The sequence below is a fragment of the Candidatus Planktophila sp. genome (assembly GCF_044348745.1).
Taxonomy (GTDB): Bacteria; Actinomycetota; Actinomycetes; order Nanopelagicales; family Nanopelagicaceae; genus Planktophila.
Genome location: NZ_JBIKSG010000003.1, coordinates 18,692 through 35,467, shown reverse-complemented (window position 1 = coordinate 35,467; position 16,776 = coordinate 18,692). Strand labels below are relative to the sequence as shown.

The 16,776-nt window shown below is 46.1% G+C and carries 16 protein-coding genes; 9 read left to right on the top strand and 7 right to left on the bottom strand.

Translation table 11 applies throughout. The features are described 5' to 3' along the window. Position 1 precedes the first annotated feature (1 nt). The gene (locus AC9UH7_RS01100) at positions 2 to 760 is read right to left on the bottom strand and encodes a biotin--[acetyl-CoA-carboxylase] ligase (RefSeq protein ID WP_509593941.1); all 759 of its coding nucleotides are present in this window, start codon (positions 758 to 760) and stop codon (positions 2 to 4) included. Positions 761 to 778: 18 nt separating this feature from the next. On the opposite strand from AC9UH7_RS01100, the gene AC9UH7_RS01095 reads away from it, so the two are divergent. The 8 genes from AC9UH7_RS01095 to AC9UH7_RS01060 are packed head-to-tail and all read left to right on the top strand — an operon-like array spanning position 779 to position 9,740. Then, the gene (locus tag AC9UH7_RS01095; protein WP_509593938.1) at positions 779 to 2,350 is read left to right on the top strand and encodes an acyl-CoA carboxylase subunit beta; all 1,572 of its coding nucleotides are present in this window, start codon (positions 779 to 781) and stop codon (positions 2,348 to 2,350) included. Next, on the top strand, positions 2,350 to 2,532 hold the full coding sequence (locus AC9UH7_RS01090; protein WP_509593935.1) for an acyl-CoA carboxylase subunit epsilon: 183 nt from the start codon (positions 2,350 to 2,352) through the stop codon (positions 2,530 to 2,532). Before AC9UH7_RS01095 ends, AC9UH7_RS01090 begins: the two co-directional genes overlap by 1 nt. 2 nt (positions 2,533 to 2,534) lie before the next feature. Then, positions 2,535 to 3,137, top strand: coding sequence for a Maf family protein (locus tag AC9UH7_RS01085; RefSeq protein ID WP_509593932.1), 603 nt, complete (start codon positions 2,535 to 2,537; stop codon positions 3,135 to 3,137). After that, entirely contained in the window at positions 3,134 to 4,852 is a 1,719-nt protein-coding gene (locus AC9UH7_RS01080) for an acetyl/propionyl/methylcrotonyl-CoA carboxylase subunit alpha (protein ID WP_509593929.1), read from the top strand. Before AC9UH7_RS01085 ends, AC9UH7_RS01080 begins: the two co-directional genes overlap by 4 nt. 41 nt (positions 4,853 to 4,893) lie before the next feature. Further along, positions 4,894 to 6,510 carry a phospho-sugar mutase gene (locus tag AC9UH7_RS01075; RefSeq protein ID WP_509593926.1) on the top strand — a complete coding sequence of 539 codons (1,617 nt, stop codon included), beginning with the start codon at positions 4,894 to 4,896 and terminating at the stop codon, positions 6,508 to 6,510. Further along, on the top strand, positions 6,507 to 7,454 hold the full coding sequence (deoC, locus tag AC9UH7_RS01070; protein WP_509593923.1) for a deoxyribose-phosphate aldolase: 948 nt from the start codon (positions 6,507 to 6,509) through the stop codon (positions 7,452 to 7,454). Before AC9UH7_RS01075 ends, deoC begins: the two co-directional genes overlap by 4 nt. Positions 7,455 to 7,465: 11 nt before the next feature. Further along, positions 7,466 to 8,905, top strand: a complete 1,440-nt coding sequence (locus tag AC9UH7_RS01065; RefSeq protein ID WP_509593920.1) for an aldehyde dehydrogenase family protein — start codon at positions 7,466 to 7,468, stop codon at positions 8,903 to 8,905. Then, on the top strand, positions 8,898 to 9,740 hold the full coding sequence (locus AC9UH7_RS01060) for an aldehyde dehydrogenase family protein (RefSeq protein WP_509593917.1): 843 nt from the start codon (positions 8,898 to 8,900) through the stop codon (positions 9,738 to 9,740). Before AC9UH7_RS01065 ends, AC9UH7_RS01060 begins: the two co-directional genes overlap by 8 nt. On the opposite strand, the gene AC9UH7_RS01055 is transcribed toward AC9UH7_RS01060, so the two are convergent. Then, entirely contained in the window at positions 9,735 to 10,679 is a 945-nt protein-coding gene (locus AC9UH7_RS01055; protein WP_509593914.1) for a nucleoside hydrolase, read from the bottom strand. The two genes, AC9UH7_RS01060 and AC9UH7_RS01055, sit on opposite strands and share 6 nt — an antisense overlap. A gap of 18 nt (positions 10,680 to 10,697) precedes the next feature. Here AC9UH7_RS01055 and rbsK point away from each other — a divergent pair, with 18 nt between their 5' ends. After that, the gene (rbsK, locus tag AC9UH7_RS01050) at positions 10,698 to 11,594 is read left to right on the top strand and encodes a ribokinase (protein ID WP_509593911.1); all 897 of its coding nucleotides are present in this window, start codon (positions 10,698 to 10,700) and stop codon (positions 11,592 to 11,594) included. Here rbsK and AC9UH7_RS01045 read toward each other — a convergent pair. From AC9UH7_RS01045 to AC9UH7_RS01025, 5 genes are read right to left on the bottom strand one after another with little or no spacing between them, the layout of a single operon-like run. Beyond that, complete coding sequence (locus tag AC9UH7_RS01045) at positions 11,567 to 12,751, bottom strand: cytochrome P450 (protein WP_509593908.1); 1,185 nt, start codon at positions 12,749 to 12,751, stop codon at positions 11,567 to 11,569. The two genes, rbsK and AC9UH7_RS01045, sit on opposite strands and share 28 nt — an antisense overlap. Beyond that, on the bottom strand, positions 12,748 to 13,845 hold the full coding sequence (locus tag AC9UH7_RS01040) for an adenosine deaminase (protein WP_509593905.1): 1,098 nt from the start codon (positions 13,843 to 13,845) through the stop codon (positions 12,748 to 12,750). Before AC9UH7_RS01040 ends, AC9UH7_RS01045 begins: the two co-directional genes overlap by 4 nt. A 12-nt stretch (positions 13,846 to 13,857) precedes the next feature. Beyond that, positions 13,858 to 15,153: a thymidine phosphorylase gene (locus AC9UH7_RS01035; protein ID WP_509593903.1), complete on the bottom strand. Its 1,296-nt coding sequence runs from the start codon at positions 15,151 to 15,153 to the stop codon at positions 13,858 to 13,860. Then, entirely contained in the window at positions 15,154 to 15,555 is a 402-nt protein-coding gene (locus tag AC9UH7_RS01030) for a cytidine deaminase (RefSeq protein ID WP_509593901.1), read from the bottom strand. After that, positions 15,552 to 16,772 (bottom strand): ABC transporter permease, encoded by a 1,221-nt coding sequence (locus AC9UH7_RS01025; protein ID WP_509593898.1) that lies wholly within the window; start codon positions 16,770 to 16,772, stop codon positions 15,552 to 15,554. The genes AC9UH7_RS01030 and AC9UH7_RS01025 overlap by 4 nt, the downstream gene beginning before the upstream one ends. Between the last annotated feature and the right edge of the window lie 4 nt (positions 16,773 to 16,776).

Here is a 16,776-nt window from a genome sequence, read left to right as displayed (position 1 = left end):
CCTATCGTAGATGAATTACATCGGCAGACTGAACATGAGTTCCGTCATCTAAGACCAAAGCACCGGTGTCTGAAATTGATACGGCAGTAGCTAGGTGTGTAGCGCCGCCTGGATATTCAACTCTCACCTCTTTGCCCAAGGTTGCGCTTAAGTGCCTGTAGAGCGGTTGAACCTCATCAATTCCTTGATCCCATAGAACAAAATGCTCTTCGAACTCTTCAAGAACCTCACACAAAATTTCGTCTCTAGTTAAGTCAACTCCATCTTCGATCAATAAGGAAGTTGCTGTTTCTACTGGCAATTGATGTTCATCCATCCCCACATTGATTCCTATACCGATGACAACTCCATTGCCAACTACTTCGGCAATTAGCCCGGAAACCTTTTTGTTGTTAATCAAAACATCGTTAGGCCATTTCACTGTTGCATGAAAAGCATGCAGTGTCTTTGCAACACCGTATCCAGCTATGAGCGGAATCCATCCCCAGTCATCACGATTGCGTTGCGGTTGGATGTAAAAAGAAAATAATAACGCTGTTCCTTTCGGTGCTTCAAAAGTTCGATCTAATCGTCCTCGTCCAGCGCTTTGAAATTCTGCAACGATTACATCCCCGACTTGCGCATTTCCATCTCGAACCCGTTGTACTAAATCGCCTTGCGTAGAGCGCGTGAGGTCAACCACGCTTACTCGCCAGTAAGGCGTAATTAATCTATTGATCTCGGCCTGATCAAGCGCTGCACCTAACAATTCTCTGCCCACGACTAGTACCGTACGCCTATGAGCCGTGATCTGCATACAACTGCCGGAAAAATAGAAGATCTTCGTGATCGTGTTGAGGAAGCTATCCATGGTGGCTCTGAGCGCGCCGTTGAAAAGCAGCACTCTAAAGGCAAGAAATCAGCCCGTGAAAGAATCGAATTGCTGGTTGACGCTGATTCATTCACAGAAATAGATGAGTTTGCACGTCATCGCTCAACACAGTTTGGAATGGAAAAAAATCGCCCATACGGTGATGGCGTTGTTATCGGCACTGCAACCGTTGACGGTCGCCCAATTGCTTTGTATTCACAGGATTTCACTGTGATGGGCGGATCTTTGGGAGAAGTTCACGCGGAGAAAATTGTTAAGATTGCCGAATTCGCTCTTAAATCTGGAATTCCACTCATCGGAATAAATGATTCGGGTGGGGCACGTATTCAAGAAGGCGTTGCATCATTAAATGGTTACGGCAAGATTTTCCGTCTGAACACTCGCTCATCAGGTGTTATTCCACAGATCTCACTCATTCTTGGTCCATGTGCCGGAGGTTCTGCTTACTCACCAGCGCTTACAGACTTCACGGTGATGGTCAACGAAACTTCGCACATGTTTATTACCGGTCCTGATGTGATCAAGACTGTGACTGGTGAAGAAGTTGGAATGGAAGAGCTTGGCGGAGCACGCACACATAACACGCGCACCGGTAACTCTCACTACTTAGCCGAAAATGAAGATGATGCAATTGATTACGTAAAAGCTCTTCTTTCATACCTTCCATCAAACAATATGGATGCAACACCACATTTGCCACCTACTGAAACTTTGGAAAAGAAAGCTTCAGACATTGCACTCGATACCTTGATTCCAGACAGTCCTAACCAGCCATATGACATGAAGGTTTTGATTCAGGCATTAGTTGATGAGGGCGAATTCTTAGAGGTTCATGCACTCTATGCACCAAACATTGTCGTTGGATTTGCCCGAATTGAAGGTGAATCAATTGGAATCATTGCTAATCAACCAAATCAATTAGCCGGAACCCTTGATATCAATTCAAGCGAGAAAGCAGCACGCTTCTTACGTTTTTGCGATGCCTTTAACATTCCAATTCTTACCCTTGTAGATGTTCCAGGTTTCTTGCCAGGAACCGAGCAAGAGTGGGATGGAATTATTCGCCGTGGAGCTAAATTGCTGTATGCATATGCTGAGGCATCTGTTCCCCTAGTTACTCTTATTACCCGAAAAGCCTACGGTGGTGCATTCATTGTCATGGGATCTAAATACCTTGGAAGTGACATTAACTTTGCTTGGCCAAGTGCTGAAATCGCTGTCATGGGTGCACAAGGTGCAGTAAATATTTTGTATCGTAAGGATTTAGCAGAAGCCAGGGATCCTGAAGCAAAGCGGGCTGAGTTGGTAAAGGATTACAACGAATCACTAGCTAACCCATATCTAGCTGCAGAGCGAGGGACAATTGACACGGTGATCGAGCCAAGTCAATCTCGTGCCTACATCACTAAAGCATTTAGAACACTGAAAACAAAGCGTGATGTACTTCCAGCACGTAAGCACGGGAACATTCCCCTCTAATGGAATTTGAAGTTACCAACGGAAATCCAACTCCAGAAGAGTTGGCGGCAATTCAGGCTGCGATGGCACAACATAAACGTGAAGAGCTCAAACCTGTAATTCGTCGCAGTGTTTATGGGTTACCACAATTGCGTCAGCCTTTGCCTCATCAAATTACATTTGGCGCAAGAAGGTTTGGTTAACAATGCCCACAATTGTTCTTGCATCTCAATCAACTAGTCGACGACGTTTACTAGAGTCGGCTGGCTTGTCACCAAAGATAATTGTCAGCAATGTTGATGAAGAAACAGATTTTTTCAATGCCATGAACCCTGCAGACATGGTGATTGCCTTGGCAATCACAAAAGCACACACTGTCCGTGAACAAATTGACTTTCCAGCAATAATTATTGGCTGTGACTCAACCTTTGAATTTGATGGTGTTTCACTAGGTAAGCCAGGAACGCCTGAGATTGCAACAGAGCGCGCTATGCGAGTTCGAGGCAACTCTGGACTGTTACATACCGGACATTGCATTATCGACACAGTCAAAGATGTTGAGATTTCAGATCGGGTAACCACGCGAGTCACATTTGATCACATGAGCGATGAAGAAATCACAGATTACGTTGCTACTGAAGAACCGCTCCATGTTGCAGGTGGATTTACTCTTGATGGCTTTAGTTCTCCATTTATCCCTTCAATTGAAGGTGATTACACAAATGTTGTTGGGATATCAATGCCATTTGTGCGTAAGGCATTTGCTCAGCTCGGATACTCATGGCCTCAAGCAAAGTTGATGAAATGAAGCGCGTCCTTATTGCAAATCGTGGAGAAATTGCACTGCGTGTTATTCGTGCCTGTAAAGATCATGGGCTTGAAAGTGTTGCGGTGTATTCAGATGAAGATCGCACATCTTTACATGCACAGATGGCTGATACTGCTTATTCACTTCAGGGCATAACAGCCACAGAAACCTATTTAGATATTGAAAAGTTAATTGCAATTGCTAAAGAGTCTGGGGCAGATGCGGTACACCCTGGTTATGGATTTCTTTCAGAGAATGCAAACTTTGCCCAAGCAGTCATTGATGCGGGCCTTACCTGGATCGGGCCACCACCTGAAGCGATCCGTGCTCTAGGCGATAAAGTTTCTGCACGAAAAATTGCCGCAAAAGCTGGCGCACCTCTTGTTGCAGGCACAAAAGATCCTGTTGCCGGTCATGAAGAAGTCACCACTTTTGCCAAAGAACATGGCTTACCAGTTGCTATAAAAGCTGCCCACGGTGGAGGTGGACGTGGACTTAAGGTCGCGCACACTATGGAGGAAATTCCAGAGTTGTTTGCATCTGCTGTCCGTGAGGCAATTTCAGGTTTTGGTCGCGGTGAATGCTTCGTGGAGCGCTATCTAGACAAGCCACGACATGTTGAAACCCAAGTTTTAGTTGATAAATACGGCCATGCTGTTGTTGTTAGTACTCGTGACTGCTCGTTGCAACGTCGTCACCAAAAACTTGTTGAGGAAGCACCAGCGCCATTTTTAACCCAAGCACAAAATGATGAGCTCTACCGTTCAAGTAAGGCAATCATGAAAGAGGCAGGTTATGTTGGTGCTGGGACATGCGAATTCTTGGTTGGTGCTGATGGAACGATTTCTTTTCTTGAAGTAAATACTCGTTTACAAGTTGAGCATCCCGTGAGCGAAGAAGTAACTGGACTTGATCTTGTCCGTGAGCAGTTCCGAATTGCTGATGGTGAAGCGCTTGGATTTGATGATCCGATTGTTCGCGGCCATTCAATTGAATTTCGAATCAATGGCGAAGATCCAGGACGTTCCTTCTTGCCAGCCCCTGGTCGCCTAACTGAGTGGGAAATTCCAACTGGTCCTGGAGTTCGAGTTGATGCAGGTTTTCAAGCCGGTGACACTATCGGTGGTAATTTTGATTCACTCCTTGCAAAGTTGATTGTTACGGGAGCAACGCGTGAACAGGCAATTGAGCGTGCTCGCCGCGCACTTTCAGAGTTCAAAGTTGGCGGATTAGCAACAGCGATTCCATTTCACCGTGCAATCCTAGAAGACCCGGCATACACAGAGAATTTCAAGGTCTACACCAGCTATATTGAAAATGAATTTAACAACCAAATCCCAGCATTTACTTTTAGTGAGCCGCCTCTAGAAACTCATATGGCACCTGAATATCTTGTTACTGAAGTTAATGGGAAACGATTTGAAATTCTTGTTCACGCGCCAAAACCTGTCGTAAAGCGTCACCGCGCAAAACAAACTATGGCGGGTGGCTCGAGCGGTTCTGGTCTTACAAGCCCAATGCAAGGAACGGTCGTAAAGATTGCAGTAGAAGAAGGTGCATCAGTTGAAGTGGGTGACCTCATCTTTGTACTTGAAGCGATGAAAATGGAGCAGCCTTTAACTGCCCATAAGGCCGGAATAATCTCAAATCTAACAGCAGTTATAGGAACCACTGTTTCTAGTGGCACCAATCTCTGTGACATTATCGATAAATAATCTGACTTCTCAAAGAGTTGCCTCGAAGTTACTCTAGGCACATGGATCAATCATTAGTCAGAGAAGTTCAAGCCTGGATTGCAGATGATCCGGATCCAATTACATCTTCGCAGTTGCAAGAATGGCTAGATACTAATAACGAAGCAGAATTAAAGAAATCATTTAGCGGCTTCTTGCAATTTGGAACGGCTGGCTTACGTGGCCCTATTCGACCTGGACCATCTGGCATGAATCGTGCAGTTGTTGGCCGCACGGCCGCCGGAATTGTCACTTACATGCGCGAACGCAACCTGACTTCTGTAGTTATTGGTCGCGATGCCCGATATGGATCAGAAGATTACACATTTGAAACAGCTGAGATTATGAGTGGGGCGGGCATGAATGTTTATGTTCTGCCCCGGCCACTTCCTACACCTGTTTTGGCTTTTGCAACTAATGAGTTGGGTTGTGATGTAGGAATCATGGTTACTGCAAGCCACAACCCACCTCAAGATAATGGATACAAGGTTTACCTTGGAGGAACCGTTGATGGCATTGAATACCGTGGTTCCCAGATAGTTTCCCCTACAGATGTTTCAATTGCACAAAAGATTGATGCCATTGTTTCGCTAAAAGATCAACCACGAGGCAAGGCGTGGACAGACTTAGGCGAGGAGATAGTTGAAAAATACATCACTCGCACCGCATCTCTTGCAACAAAACCGGGCACCCTGAAGATTGTTTACACAGCAATGCATGGGGTCGGCACCGAAACACTTCAGCGAGTTTTTCATAAAGCCGGTTTTCTTTCTCCAATTTTAGTTGATGCACAAGCTGCACCAGATCCAGATTTTCCAACTGTTGCCTTTCCAAATCCTGAAGAGCCGGGCGCAATAGATTTAGCTCTTGAGACAGCAAAAACTTTTGAGGCAGATTTAGTCATTGCAAATGATCCCGATGCAGATCGATGTGCAGCGGCAATAAAAGATCCCACATCGGGTTGGCGCATGCTCAAAGGTGATGAATTAGGGGCATTATTGGGCGAATCTATTGCCCGAAAAGGCGGCTCAGGAATATTTGCCAATTCAATTGTCTCCTCTTCAATACTTAGAAAAATTGCCAAACATTACAATTTCGAATTTGAAGAAACACTCACAGGATTTAAATGGTTAGCAAAAATTAAAGGGTTGACCTTTGGTTATGAAGAAGCTCTGGGATATGCAGTTGATGCAGAGACTGTCAATGACAAGGACGGAATTTCTGCAGCAATTACTTTGGCGCAAATAGCAACAGATCTAGCTGCCGATGGTAAAACTATTCTTGATCTCCTTAATGAGATTTGGGCTCGTCATGGATTCCATGCAACGGAGCAAATTTCTATTCGTCTTACTGATTTATCCAAGGTGGGCATAATTCTCGGGGGGCTACGTACTAATCCCCCACAAGAAATTGCAGGACGTCTAGTTACTTCAATTGATGATCTAGCTGCCCCCACTGATGGATTACCACCGACAGATGGTTTGAGAATTTGGCTAGATGGTGGAATCCGAATCATTATTCGCCCCAGCGGTACTGAAGCAAAGATGAAGTGTTACATTGAGGTTATTGAAAAGGATTCTGATTCTGCTCAAGTAGTATTGGATCAACTGCGACCACCGCTTAAGGAATTGCTATCGTGAGTTTTTATGGTTTAGTAGATGGCAGTGATGCCTCGCTAAAGAGTTATCTAGGCAATCTCTCTGGTGTAGACCAGGTTGGAGCCGAAGGTCGGGCAAGCATGCTTGCAACTAGAAGTATAAAAACAACATCAAAGCGCTGGGCAATTGATACGGCAATCACGATGGTGGATTTAACAACACTTGAGGGCGCGGATACTCCTGGCAAGGTAAAGGCATTATGCACAAAAGCTGTCAGACCAGATCCAACAGATGCATCCGTTCCTAGCGTTGGAGCGGTTTGTGTCTATAACGACATGGTTAAAGTCGCTCGCACGCACTTAGATTTGATTGGTGGGCAGCATGTTCCCGTAGCAGCGGTTTCAACTGCTTTTCCATCAGGTCGTGCATCAATGCCGGTCAAGATTCGAGATACCCAAGATGCTATTGATGCAGGCGCAGCTGAAATCGATATGGTGATCGATCGAGGTGCTTTCCTTGCTGGGCGATATATTGATGTGTTCAATGAGATTGTTCAGATCCGCGAAGTATGTGGTGATAAGGCGCACCTAAAGGTGATTTTTGAAACTGGTGAGCTAGTCACATATGACAATGTCCGCAAAGCATCATTTTTGGCAATGGCAGCAGGTGCTGATTTCATTAAGACTTCAACAGGAAAGGTTGCACCAGCTGCAACTCCCCCAGTCGTGTTAGTCATGTTAGAGGCAGTCCGCGACTTCTATGAGATGACACAAGTGCGCATTGGAGTTAAACCTGCCGGAGGAATTCGCAATACGAAAGATGCAATTAAGCAATTAGTTTTGGTCAATGAAACTGTTGGACCAGATTGGCTCAATCCGAAACTGTTTCGAATTGGTGCTAGTGCTTTGCTCAATGACCTATTGATGCAACGCATGAAGATGGATGATGGTTATTACACTAGCCCTCAGTATGTGACGATGGATTAATGGAGACGACTATGACCTTCGAATACGCCCCAGCGCCAGAATCACGCGCAATTGTCACGATCAAGCCAAAGTATGGTCACTTCATCGGTGGAAAGTTTGTGCCAGGCGGTAAGCACTTCCCCACCATAAATCCAGCAACTGAAGAAGTCCTCAGCCAGATAGCCCTTGCCGGAAAAGCAGATGTTGACGCAGCGGTAAAAGCTGCGCGCAAGGCATATACAAACACATGGTCAAAGATGTCTGGCAAAGAGCGCGGAAAGTACTTGTATCGAATCGCACGTATCATGCAAGAGCGAGCACGTGAATTTGCAGTACTGGAGACTCTCGATAACGGTAAACCAATTCGTGAATCACGAGACACTGATATTCCTTTAGCCGCCGCTCACTTTTTCTATCACGCAGGTTGGGCAGACAAACTTGAATACGCAGGTCTTGGCACATCTCCTAAGCCTCTTGGAGTTGCCGGTCAGATTATTCCGTGGAACTTCCCTTTGCTCATGCTTGCCTGGAAAGTTGCTCCCGCACTTGCCGCAGGAAACACAGTTGTACTTAAGCCAGCAGAGTCAACGCCTCTTACCGCCTTGCTTTTTGCAGAAGTTTGCCAGCAGGCCGAACTTCCAGCGGGTGTAGTAAATATCGTTACCGGTGATGGCTCAACAGGTGCCCTCATCGTGAATCACCCAGGAATAGATAAAATTGCATTTACTGGTTCAACTGAAGTTGGAAAGATTATTGCTCGAGCAGTAGCGCCAACTAACAAGAGTGTTACTTTAGAACTCGGTGGCAAGGCTGCAAATATAGTCTTCGATGATGCACCAATAGATGAAACAGTAGAAGGAATTGTCAATGGCATATTCTTTAATCAAGGGCATGTCTGTTGTGCTGGCTCTCGACTACTCCTTCAAGAAAATGTTGCTGAAGAAGTCTTACATAAGCTAAAGAAGCGCATGGAAAAGATCCGCGTGGGTGATCCGATGGATAAGAACACTGATGTTGGCGCAATAAACAGCAAGGAACAACTACTCAAGATTATTGAACTTGCGGCCGTTGGCGATGCAGAAGGTGCAGAACGTTGGAGCTCAGAATGCAAACTACCAAACAAGGGATTCTGGTTTGCGCCAACCATCTTTACAGGCGTAACTCAAGCACACCGCATTGCCCGTGAAGAAATCTTTGGACCAGTCCTCTCGGTTCTTACATTTAGAACCCCACAAGAGGCGATAGAAAAGGCAAATAACACTCCCTTTGGCCTTTCAGCAGGTATCTGGAGCGAAAAGGGTTCTCGCACATTGTGGGCATCACAACAACTTCGTGCCGGAGTTATCTGGGCTAATACATTTAATAAGTTTGATCCAACATCGCCCTTTGGCGGATATAAGGAATCGGGGTGGGGCCGCGAAGGCGGGCGCCACGGCTTGGCTGCATATTTGAAGGGAGTTGGACATGAGTAATCGCATAGATGTGAAGAAAACTTACAAGCTATTCATCAATGGTGCCTTTCCACGTACAGAATCCGGTCGCACTTATGAAGTTAAAAACGCAAAAGGTGTATTTATTGCAAACCCATGTTTAGCATCCAGAAAAGATCTGCGTGATGCAGTTGTTGCCGCGCGCGCGGCGCATGCAGGATGGAGTAAAGCAACTGCCTATAACCGAGGTCAGATTTTGTATCGCATTGCAGAGATGCTTGAAGGTCGTCGAGGGCAATTTGTCGAAGAGATCGTCAATGTAACTGGCGCTACCAAAGTAAAGGCAGACAAAGAGGTAACGGAGTCGATTGATCGTCTTGTTTGGTATGCAGGTTGGACAGACAAAATCGCATCCCTTGCTGGTTCAACAAACCCCGTTGCAGGACCTTTCTATAATTTTACAATCCCAGAAAGCATGGGAGTAGTGGCAGCAATTGCGCCTGAAGCACCATCACTGCTTGGATTAATCGATGCAATCGCACCGATCATCACATCTGGAAACACAGTTGTTGTTCTGGCAAGCACTAAAGCACCTTTATCAGCTATGACATTTGCTGAAGTTCTTGCAACAAGTGATCTACCAGCAGGTGTGATTAACATCCTGACAGGTAAAAAGGATGAGATTGCTCCATGGATGGCGTCGCATATGGACATTGATGCTCTAGATATCTCGGGACTACCAAGTAAGAAACATGCAGAGATAAAGGTTGCAGGAGCTGAAAACCTAAAGCGTATTCACTCCTTTAAGTCAGCAGACCCTGGTCGGATCATCGCCTTTATGGAAGCCAAAACCGTTTGGCATCCAATAGGCCTATGAATTAACGGTTTTTAGCCACAATTTCACAACAGCGTCGACATCTAGATCCAAGGCAACTCGCACCTTTGCTGAATCCTCTAGATCTAGAGGTTCTAGCTGCTTCAGCCAGGCATCACGTCGGTCAACAATGGTTTGTCCTCGAGCAGGGCCAGCTGATGTATCTACAACAACATCAAACATCTCTGTTGTGAACAACTCTGGGTGAATTACAAAAGCAACGGCCCCATAATCTCCCAATGAAATTGGATCTGTGCGCACCTGTTCCATAAACCCTAAGGCCAAGGAACCGGCAAAACGTGAAGATGCTTTGTCTGAAGTGCTCATATCAGTTGCATCTTTGCGACCAATAGTTGGACGCATGAACACATCTAACCCATACATTGATATTGGTACTCCACTTTGAAAAACAATTGCTGCGGCCTCTGGATCATGCCAAATATTAAACTCAGCCGCAGCTGTTGCATTTCCAGCTGCAGCTGAACCGCCCATCAAGACAATGCGATGAATCTTTTTAGCTGTTTCTGGAAATGCACGTAAAAATAATGCGATATTTGTTAGAGGTGCGATTGGGACAATCGTTACCGGGTCAACAGATGCCTCGATGAGATCCCGAAGTAACTCAACTGCAGAACGTGGGTCAACTGTGCGATGAGATGGGGCAAGCCCTAGATCGCACATTCCGTCCTTACCGTGCACATATTCTGCATACTGGCTTTTTCCTAACAACGGACGAACTGCTCCCCGTGCCACAGGAATGTCGCCAGCTCCTGCTGCGTCCAAAACTTTAAATGTATTTGCGACAACTTGATCAACATTAGTGTTGCCATCTACGCAGGTAATACCCAGAAGGTTGATATTTGGATGCATGGCCGCAAAAAGCACAGCAAAGGCGTCATCTACACCTGTATCGACATCCATAATGATTGAAGTTTTGGTCATAACGGCTAGCCTAGCGGTATGAAACCAGCAGTTATTGCAGTCGTGGGCAGCGCAATGATGGATTTAACAGCCTATGCCCAAATCTTGCCGGAGCCAGGGCAAACCCTAGCCGGCCAGCATTTCACCACTGGTTTTGGCGGCAAAGGAGCTAATCAAGCCGTTATGGCCGCGCACTGTGGCGCAGAGGTTCACTTCATTGGAAAACTGGGAGAAGATGTTTTCGGAGGATCGATCCTTGATAACTTTGTGAAGGTTGGCATAAATACAGATTATGTAGAGCGCAGTAAAACTCCAACTGGAATTGCCCATATTTGGGTTGATGGGGATGGTGAGAATCGCATCATAATTATTCCTGGTGCCAATCATGAGATCGAAATCGAAAAGGCAGTTGATGCTATCAATTCGATAAAGGATCTTTCAATTGTTGTTGCGCAATGTGAAATCAAACAAGAAGTTACCTTAAATGCTTTCAGGGCAGCAAAGGCTCGAGGATGCACAACCATTTTAAACCCAGCTCCATATCAGGAGATTTCTCCTGAATTATTGGAACTCTGTGACTGGATCATTCCCAATGAAACTGAATTTCGAGAACTATTCGGTCAATTGCCCACAAGTGATGAGATTCTAAAAATTTTTAGACCTGGCAAAAACTCAATCGTTACTTTGGGTAGCCAAGGTGCGGTCTATATCTCTGCCGATAGTCAATTAACAAAAGTATCTGCGCCAAAAGTTACTGCAATTGATACAACAGGTGCTGGAGATGCATTTGTGGGGGCGTTTGCATACTCACTTGCAAGTGGAAGCGATCCAGTCAGTGCGATGACTTTAGGAATCAAAGTTGCATCCATTAGCGTCACACGAAAAGGTGCGCAATCTTCCTATCCAGATCAAGCGGAGATAGCAACGCTCTCATAACCACGCAAAACAAATGTAGGTCTACGAATCGGATTTCCTGCTAACTGCATATTTGGATACCTTTCCCATAACGCAGGCAGTGAAACACTCATCTCTAGTCGCGCCAATGGTGCCCCTAAGCAAAAGTGAATACCTGCGCCAAAACCGATGTGGGGGTTTGGATCTCGGGTTAAATCCATAGTTTCTGCCCTGGAAAAGACTGTTTCATCCCTATTAGCCGACCCAATGAGAGCGGCAATCTTTTGTCCCTCATTTATCGCCACTCCCCCAATTTCGGTATCTGCAGTTGCAGTTCGTTCAAACAGATGAAGAGGGGCATCAAATCGCATGAACTCTTCCAATGCCGTATTGGTTATCCCACGTGGATTAGTACGGAGTAAGGCAATTTGATCTGGGCGTTGTAACGCGGCAACCATTCCATTACCAAATGCATTCACACTTGCCTCATGCCCAGCGTTTAGTAGCAAGACACATGTGGCGACCAATTCGTGCATATTTAGCTTTTCGCCATTTTCTTCAACGCTTGCAAGATCTGAGATCAAATCTGCACCAGGCGTCTTCTTGCGACTCTCGGCTAAATTACGAACATACTCTGCAAACTCTCTGGCGGCTACCTTTGCTTCATTTTGATATTCCACACTAGGACTTACTTCATACATTTTAACAATCGCTTGTGACCAGGGACGAAGAAGGTGTTCTTCTGTTTCTGGAAATCCCAGGAGATCTGCAATTATTTTCACTGGCAATGGTTCTGCGTAATCGGCAATCAAATCAAAAGTCTGTTCTGATTTTACTTTTTCATCAATAGCATCGAGTAATTGATGGGTAATCCGTTCCACAGCTGGACGCATTCCTTCGATCTTTTGGCGGTTAAAAGCTTTTGCAACAAGTGAACGTAGTCGAGTGTGTTTAGGCGGTTCGCTATCTAAAATCGAATCTGCGTGTAGCCAATTGAATATCTCCCATTCAAAATCTGGACTCTTTTCCTGAAAGATTCTTCCTAGTGATTTATTGCGAAAGACATCATTAGCATCACTATGGCAGGCTGCTAGGAACATCTGCATACCTTCATGCCACACAGGTTGGCCTTCGGCACGCAACTCTTTTAGTACTGGATACGGATCAGAAACGAAGCTTGGGTCACTGAAATCAATCATGAACCAGATGAGACCTTTGCATACCCTGGCTTGATGACCTGCTCGATGATTTTTAGTCGCTCTTGATATGGGATAAATGCGCTTTTCATAGCGTTAATTGTCACTCGTTGCAGTTCTGCAAAATCCCAATTGAACGCCTTTACAGCCTCTTCCATCTCAAAGGACATAGAGGTTTGGCTCATTAGGCGATTATCGGTATTGAGCGTCACGCGAAAGCGCAGTTTGGCCAATACTCCAATTGGATGTTCGGCATAACTTGCAGCTGCACCTGTCTGCAGATTCGAGGTTGGACATAGTTCCAACGGAATACGTCGATCACGCACGTAGGCTGCAAGTCGACCTAACTGTGGCTCAGCACCTGAAAAGTCGATGTCATCAATGATTCGAACACCGTGACCTAAGCGTTCGGCTCCGCAGAGTTGGATGGCTTCCCAGATTGACGGGATTCCATACGCTTCACCAGCATGGATAGTAAAATGGGCATCTTCTTTACGAAGATAATCAAAAGTATCTTTTTGATCAGACGGCGGGAAACCATCTTCAGGACCAGCGATATCAAATCCAACAACTCCTTTGTCTCGGTACTTAACAACTAGTTCGGCAACTTCTTGTGAGTTTTTATTCTGACGCATTCCACATAGCAAAGCACGAACAACAATTGGATGACCTTCGGCTGCTGCCTCTTTCATGCCAATTTCATATCCCTCTATTGTGGCTTCAACGACATCTGTCATCGACAAGCCTTTTTCGGTAAATAACTCTGGCGCTCCGCGAACTTCGGCATAAACAACACCATCGCGTGCAAGGTCTAATGCGCACTCTCGGGCAACACGAATGATGTCCTCACGACGTTGCATAACAGCAATAGTGTGAGAGAAGGTTTCAAGGTATCGAACCAATGAACCTGAATCACATGATTCGCGAAACCATGTAGCAAGTTCTGTTGCATCGTGGGTAGGTAGTGCGCTGTAGCCAATCTCTTTGGCAATATCAATAATTGTTTGAGGTCGAAGCCCACCATCAAGGTGATCGTGCAGCAGCACTTTAGGCACTAATGCGATCTGTTCCTTAGTAGGAATGCTGGTCAGTGACATTGTTCTTACCCCTTAATCAACAATACGTTCAATTACTAGTGGCAGGCGATCAATGCCACCTGCTGGCACCGCTCCTATGGTTACAGAGTTCTCCAAGGACTCCAAAGCCCGAGCAAAGGCGGCTGGAGTGTCTGTATGGAGCGTGTAGAGAGGCGAACCTGCTGTCACAACATCTCCCGGCTTTGCGTGGATTTCAATGCCTGCACCGGCTTGAACTGCCTCGCCCTGACGAGATCGCCCAGCGCCTAATCGCCATGCTGCCATCCCAACTTTCATTGCATGCATGGACAAAACTGTGCCACTGCTTTGTGCTGTCACAACAGTATTTTCCTTTGCAACAGGCAACTTTGCATCCGGATCTCCGCCTTGGGCTGAAATCATTTGACGCCACACATCCATCGCTTTTCCATTTTTCAATGCCGCTGCAGGGTCAGCACCCTTAATACCTGCAAGCTCCAACATTTCCTGTGCCAACAAAACTGTTAGCTCCACAATATCTGATGGTCCACCGCCGGCTAGAACCTCAACAGATTCACGAACTTCTAATGCATTTCCTGCGGTTAAGCCCAAAGGAATATCCATAGCTGTGACAAGAGCTAATGTTTTAACTCCAGCACGCTTTCCGAGTCCAACCATAACATGGGCAAGTTCTTTAGCCTTTTCTGGATCACTCATAAATGCACCAGCACCAGTTTTAACATCTAACACCAGTGCACTTGTGCCTTCTGCAATTTTCTTGCTCATAATCGACGATGCGATGAGAGGAATTGCTTCCACTGTCGCCGTCACATCTCGCAGTGCATATAATTTTTTATCAGCCGGTGCTAAGCCAGCACCTGCTGCACAAATTACTGCCCCGCAATCTTGCAATACTTTGAGCATTTCTTCATTTGATAAAGATGCGCGCCATCCAGGAATAGATTCCAATTTATCTAGGGTTCCACCAGTATGACCAAGTCCGCGACCCGATAACTGCGGAACGGCTGCGCCACATGCAGCAACAAGTGGAGCTAGTGGCAAAGTAATCTTGTCGCCAACGCCACCTGTGGAGTGCTTATCCACCGTTGGCCGCGACAGGGCCGACCAATTCATTCGCTCGCCGCTATTAATCATGGCATCTGTCCATCGTGAAATCTCACGATTTTCCATACCATTGAGCAGAATGGCCATTAACAGTGCCGACATTTGTTCATCTGCAACAGCACCGCGCGTATAGGCGTCAATAACCCAGTCAATTTGTGGATCAGTTAGCGCGTGATGATCTCGCTTTGCCGCAATGATTTCAGCGGCTGAATAGGCTTCAATCACTTAGCGCTCGTTGCGATCGAGGTCGTCTGGACCAAAGGCCCAAGGCAACATCGCAGACATCTTTTGTGGTCCCTCATCTGTCATGAGAAGGGCTTCAGGGCCACCGTGTTCAAACAACAACTGACGGCAACGACCGCATGGGGCCAAGTAATTTCCTTGCCCGTCAACGCAGACAACTGCAATTAATCGCCCGCCACCACTTGAAATCAAATTTGAAACTAACCCGCATTCTGCACAGAGTCCAACACCATAACTAGCATTTTCAACATTGCATCCAGTGACGATACGTCCATCGCTAACAAGAGCTGCAACACCTACTGGGAACTTTGAATAAGGCGCATATGCATTCTTCATGGCTCCAATTGCATCTTGATGAATCTGATCCCAATTGATTTGGGTCATCGCAAACCGCCTCGACGATATGGGATTCCATCGGCAGCTGGCATTCGTAATCGTTGAGAAGCAAGTGCCATAACTAAAATAGTTGCAATGTATGGAGTCATTGTCACAAGTTGTCCAGGTAGCTCATCTACTGCGAAGTAGAACCACAGTGTGAAAGCAGCAAAACCAAGACTTAGCCCGCCGCTAACCATCTTTCCAGACTTGAACTTTCTGAATGCAACAAACAACAAGATGACGAAAATGAATAACAGCAAAGCATGGATCGCAGCTGAATCACGAAGTTGTAGGGCATCAGCAAAACCAAAGAGACTCGCACCAGCTAACAATCCACCTGGTCGATAATTACCAAACAAAAGCGCTGCCAGGCCGATATATCCGCGACCTGCGACTTGATTCTCTTGATAATTACTAGCTGCGACGATTGCTAAGAAGCCACCACCTAATCCAGCAAATCCACCTGAAATAAGCACGCCTGCATATTTCATGGCATAGACATTGACGCCTAGGGATTCTGCTGCAACTGGTGCTTCACCAGCACTTCGTAAACGTAATCCAAAGGCGGTGCGCCATAAGATGAAGTAGGCCAATGGAACAAATGAAATAGCAACCACGGTTACATATGAAACATCTCCAGTTAGGCCACGAAGAATCGAAGCAAGGTCGGAGATGAAGAACCAATTGTGGCTTGCAAGTGAGCCCAATAAATCAGGACTCTTCCATCCAAAGTATTGACCGCCAGACAGCACTGGCAGACCATTAACGGGGATTGATTCGATGCCCGGTGACTGTGATGGACCTTGCCATGATCCGCCTTGATACAAAAGAGTTGAAAGATAGCGAACAAGTCCGGCTGCAATGATGTTAATTGCAACTCCTGAAACCACATGGTCAACACCAAAAGTCACTGTAGCGATTGCATGTACCAACGCACCGATTGATCCAAAAACAATTGCAGCAAACAAACCTGCCCACGGTCCGTGCTGTGAACCGATATATCCGCCAGCCCAAGCACCCATAATCATCATGCCTTCTAGACCTATGTTCACAACACCAGAACGCTCAGAGAACAAACCACCGAGTGCTGCTAAAACAATTGGCACCGAGAGAAGCAGCGCAGCTGAGGCCGTACCAGTACTTGTTAAATCTGAAGCACCTGTAATAACGCGGATAGATGCCAGCACAAAGACCAGCATGGTGGCATAACGCAATACCTTCATAGCC

Bases quoted from the DNA above. Each gene is read 5' to 3' on its own strand.
- AC9UH7_RS01080 (WP_509593929.1), top strand. From the start codon at position 3,134: ATGAAGCGCGTCCTTATTGCAAATCGTGGAGAAATTGCACTGCGTGTT.
- AC9UH7_RS01065 (WP_509593920.1), top strand. From the start codon at position 7,466: ATGACCTTCGAATACGCCCCAGCGCCAGAATCACGCGCAATTGTCACG.
- AC9UH7_RS01040 (WP_509593905.1), bottom strand. From the start codon at position 13,845: ATGTCACTGACCAGCATTCCTACTAAGGAACAGATCGCATTAGTGCCT.
- AC9UH7_RS01030 (WP_509593901.1), bottom strand. From the start codon at position 15,555: ATGACCCAAATCAATTGGGATCAGATTCATCAAGATGCAATTGGAGCC.
- AC9UH7_RS01045 (WP_509593908.1), bottom strand. From the start codon at position 12,751: ATGATTGATTTCAGTGACCCAAGCTTCGTTTCTGATCCGTATCCAGTA.
- AC9UH7_RS01025 (WP_509593898.1), bottom strand. From the start codon at position 16,772: ATGAAGGTATTGCGTTATGCCACCATGCTGGTCTTTGTGCTGGCATCT.
- AC9UH7_RS01085 (WP_509593932.1), top strand. From the start codon at position 2,535: ATGCCCACAATTGTTCTTGCATCTCAATCAACTAGTCGACGACGTTTA.
- AC9UH7_RS01095 (WP_509593938.1), top strand. From the start codon at position 779: ATGAGCCGTGATCTGCATACAACTGCCGGAAAAATAGAAGATCTTCGT.
- AC9UH7_RS01090 (WP_509593935.1), top strand. From the start codon at position 2,350: ATGGAATTTGAAGTTACCAACGGAAATCCAACTCCAGAAGAGTTGGCG.
- AC9UH7_RS01060 (WP_509593917.1), top strand. From the start codon at position 8,898: ATGAGTAATCGCATAGATGTGAAGAAAACTTACAAGCTATTCATCAAT.
- rbsK (WP_509593911.1), top strand. From the start codon at position 10,698: ATGAAACCAGCAGTTATTGCAGTCGTGGGCAGCGCAATGATGGATTTA.
- AC9UH7_RS01055 (WP_509593914.1), bottom strand. From the start codon at position 10,679: ATGACCAAAACTTCAATCATTATGGATGTCGATACAGGTGTAGATGAC.
- AC9UH7_RS01075 (WP_509593926.1), top strand. From the start codon at position 4,894: ATGGATCAATCATTAGTCAGAGAAGTTCAAGCCTGGATTGCAGATGAT.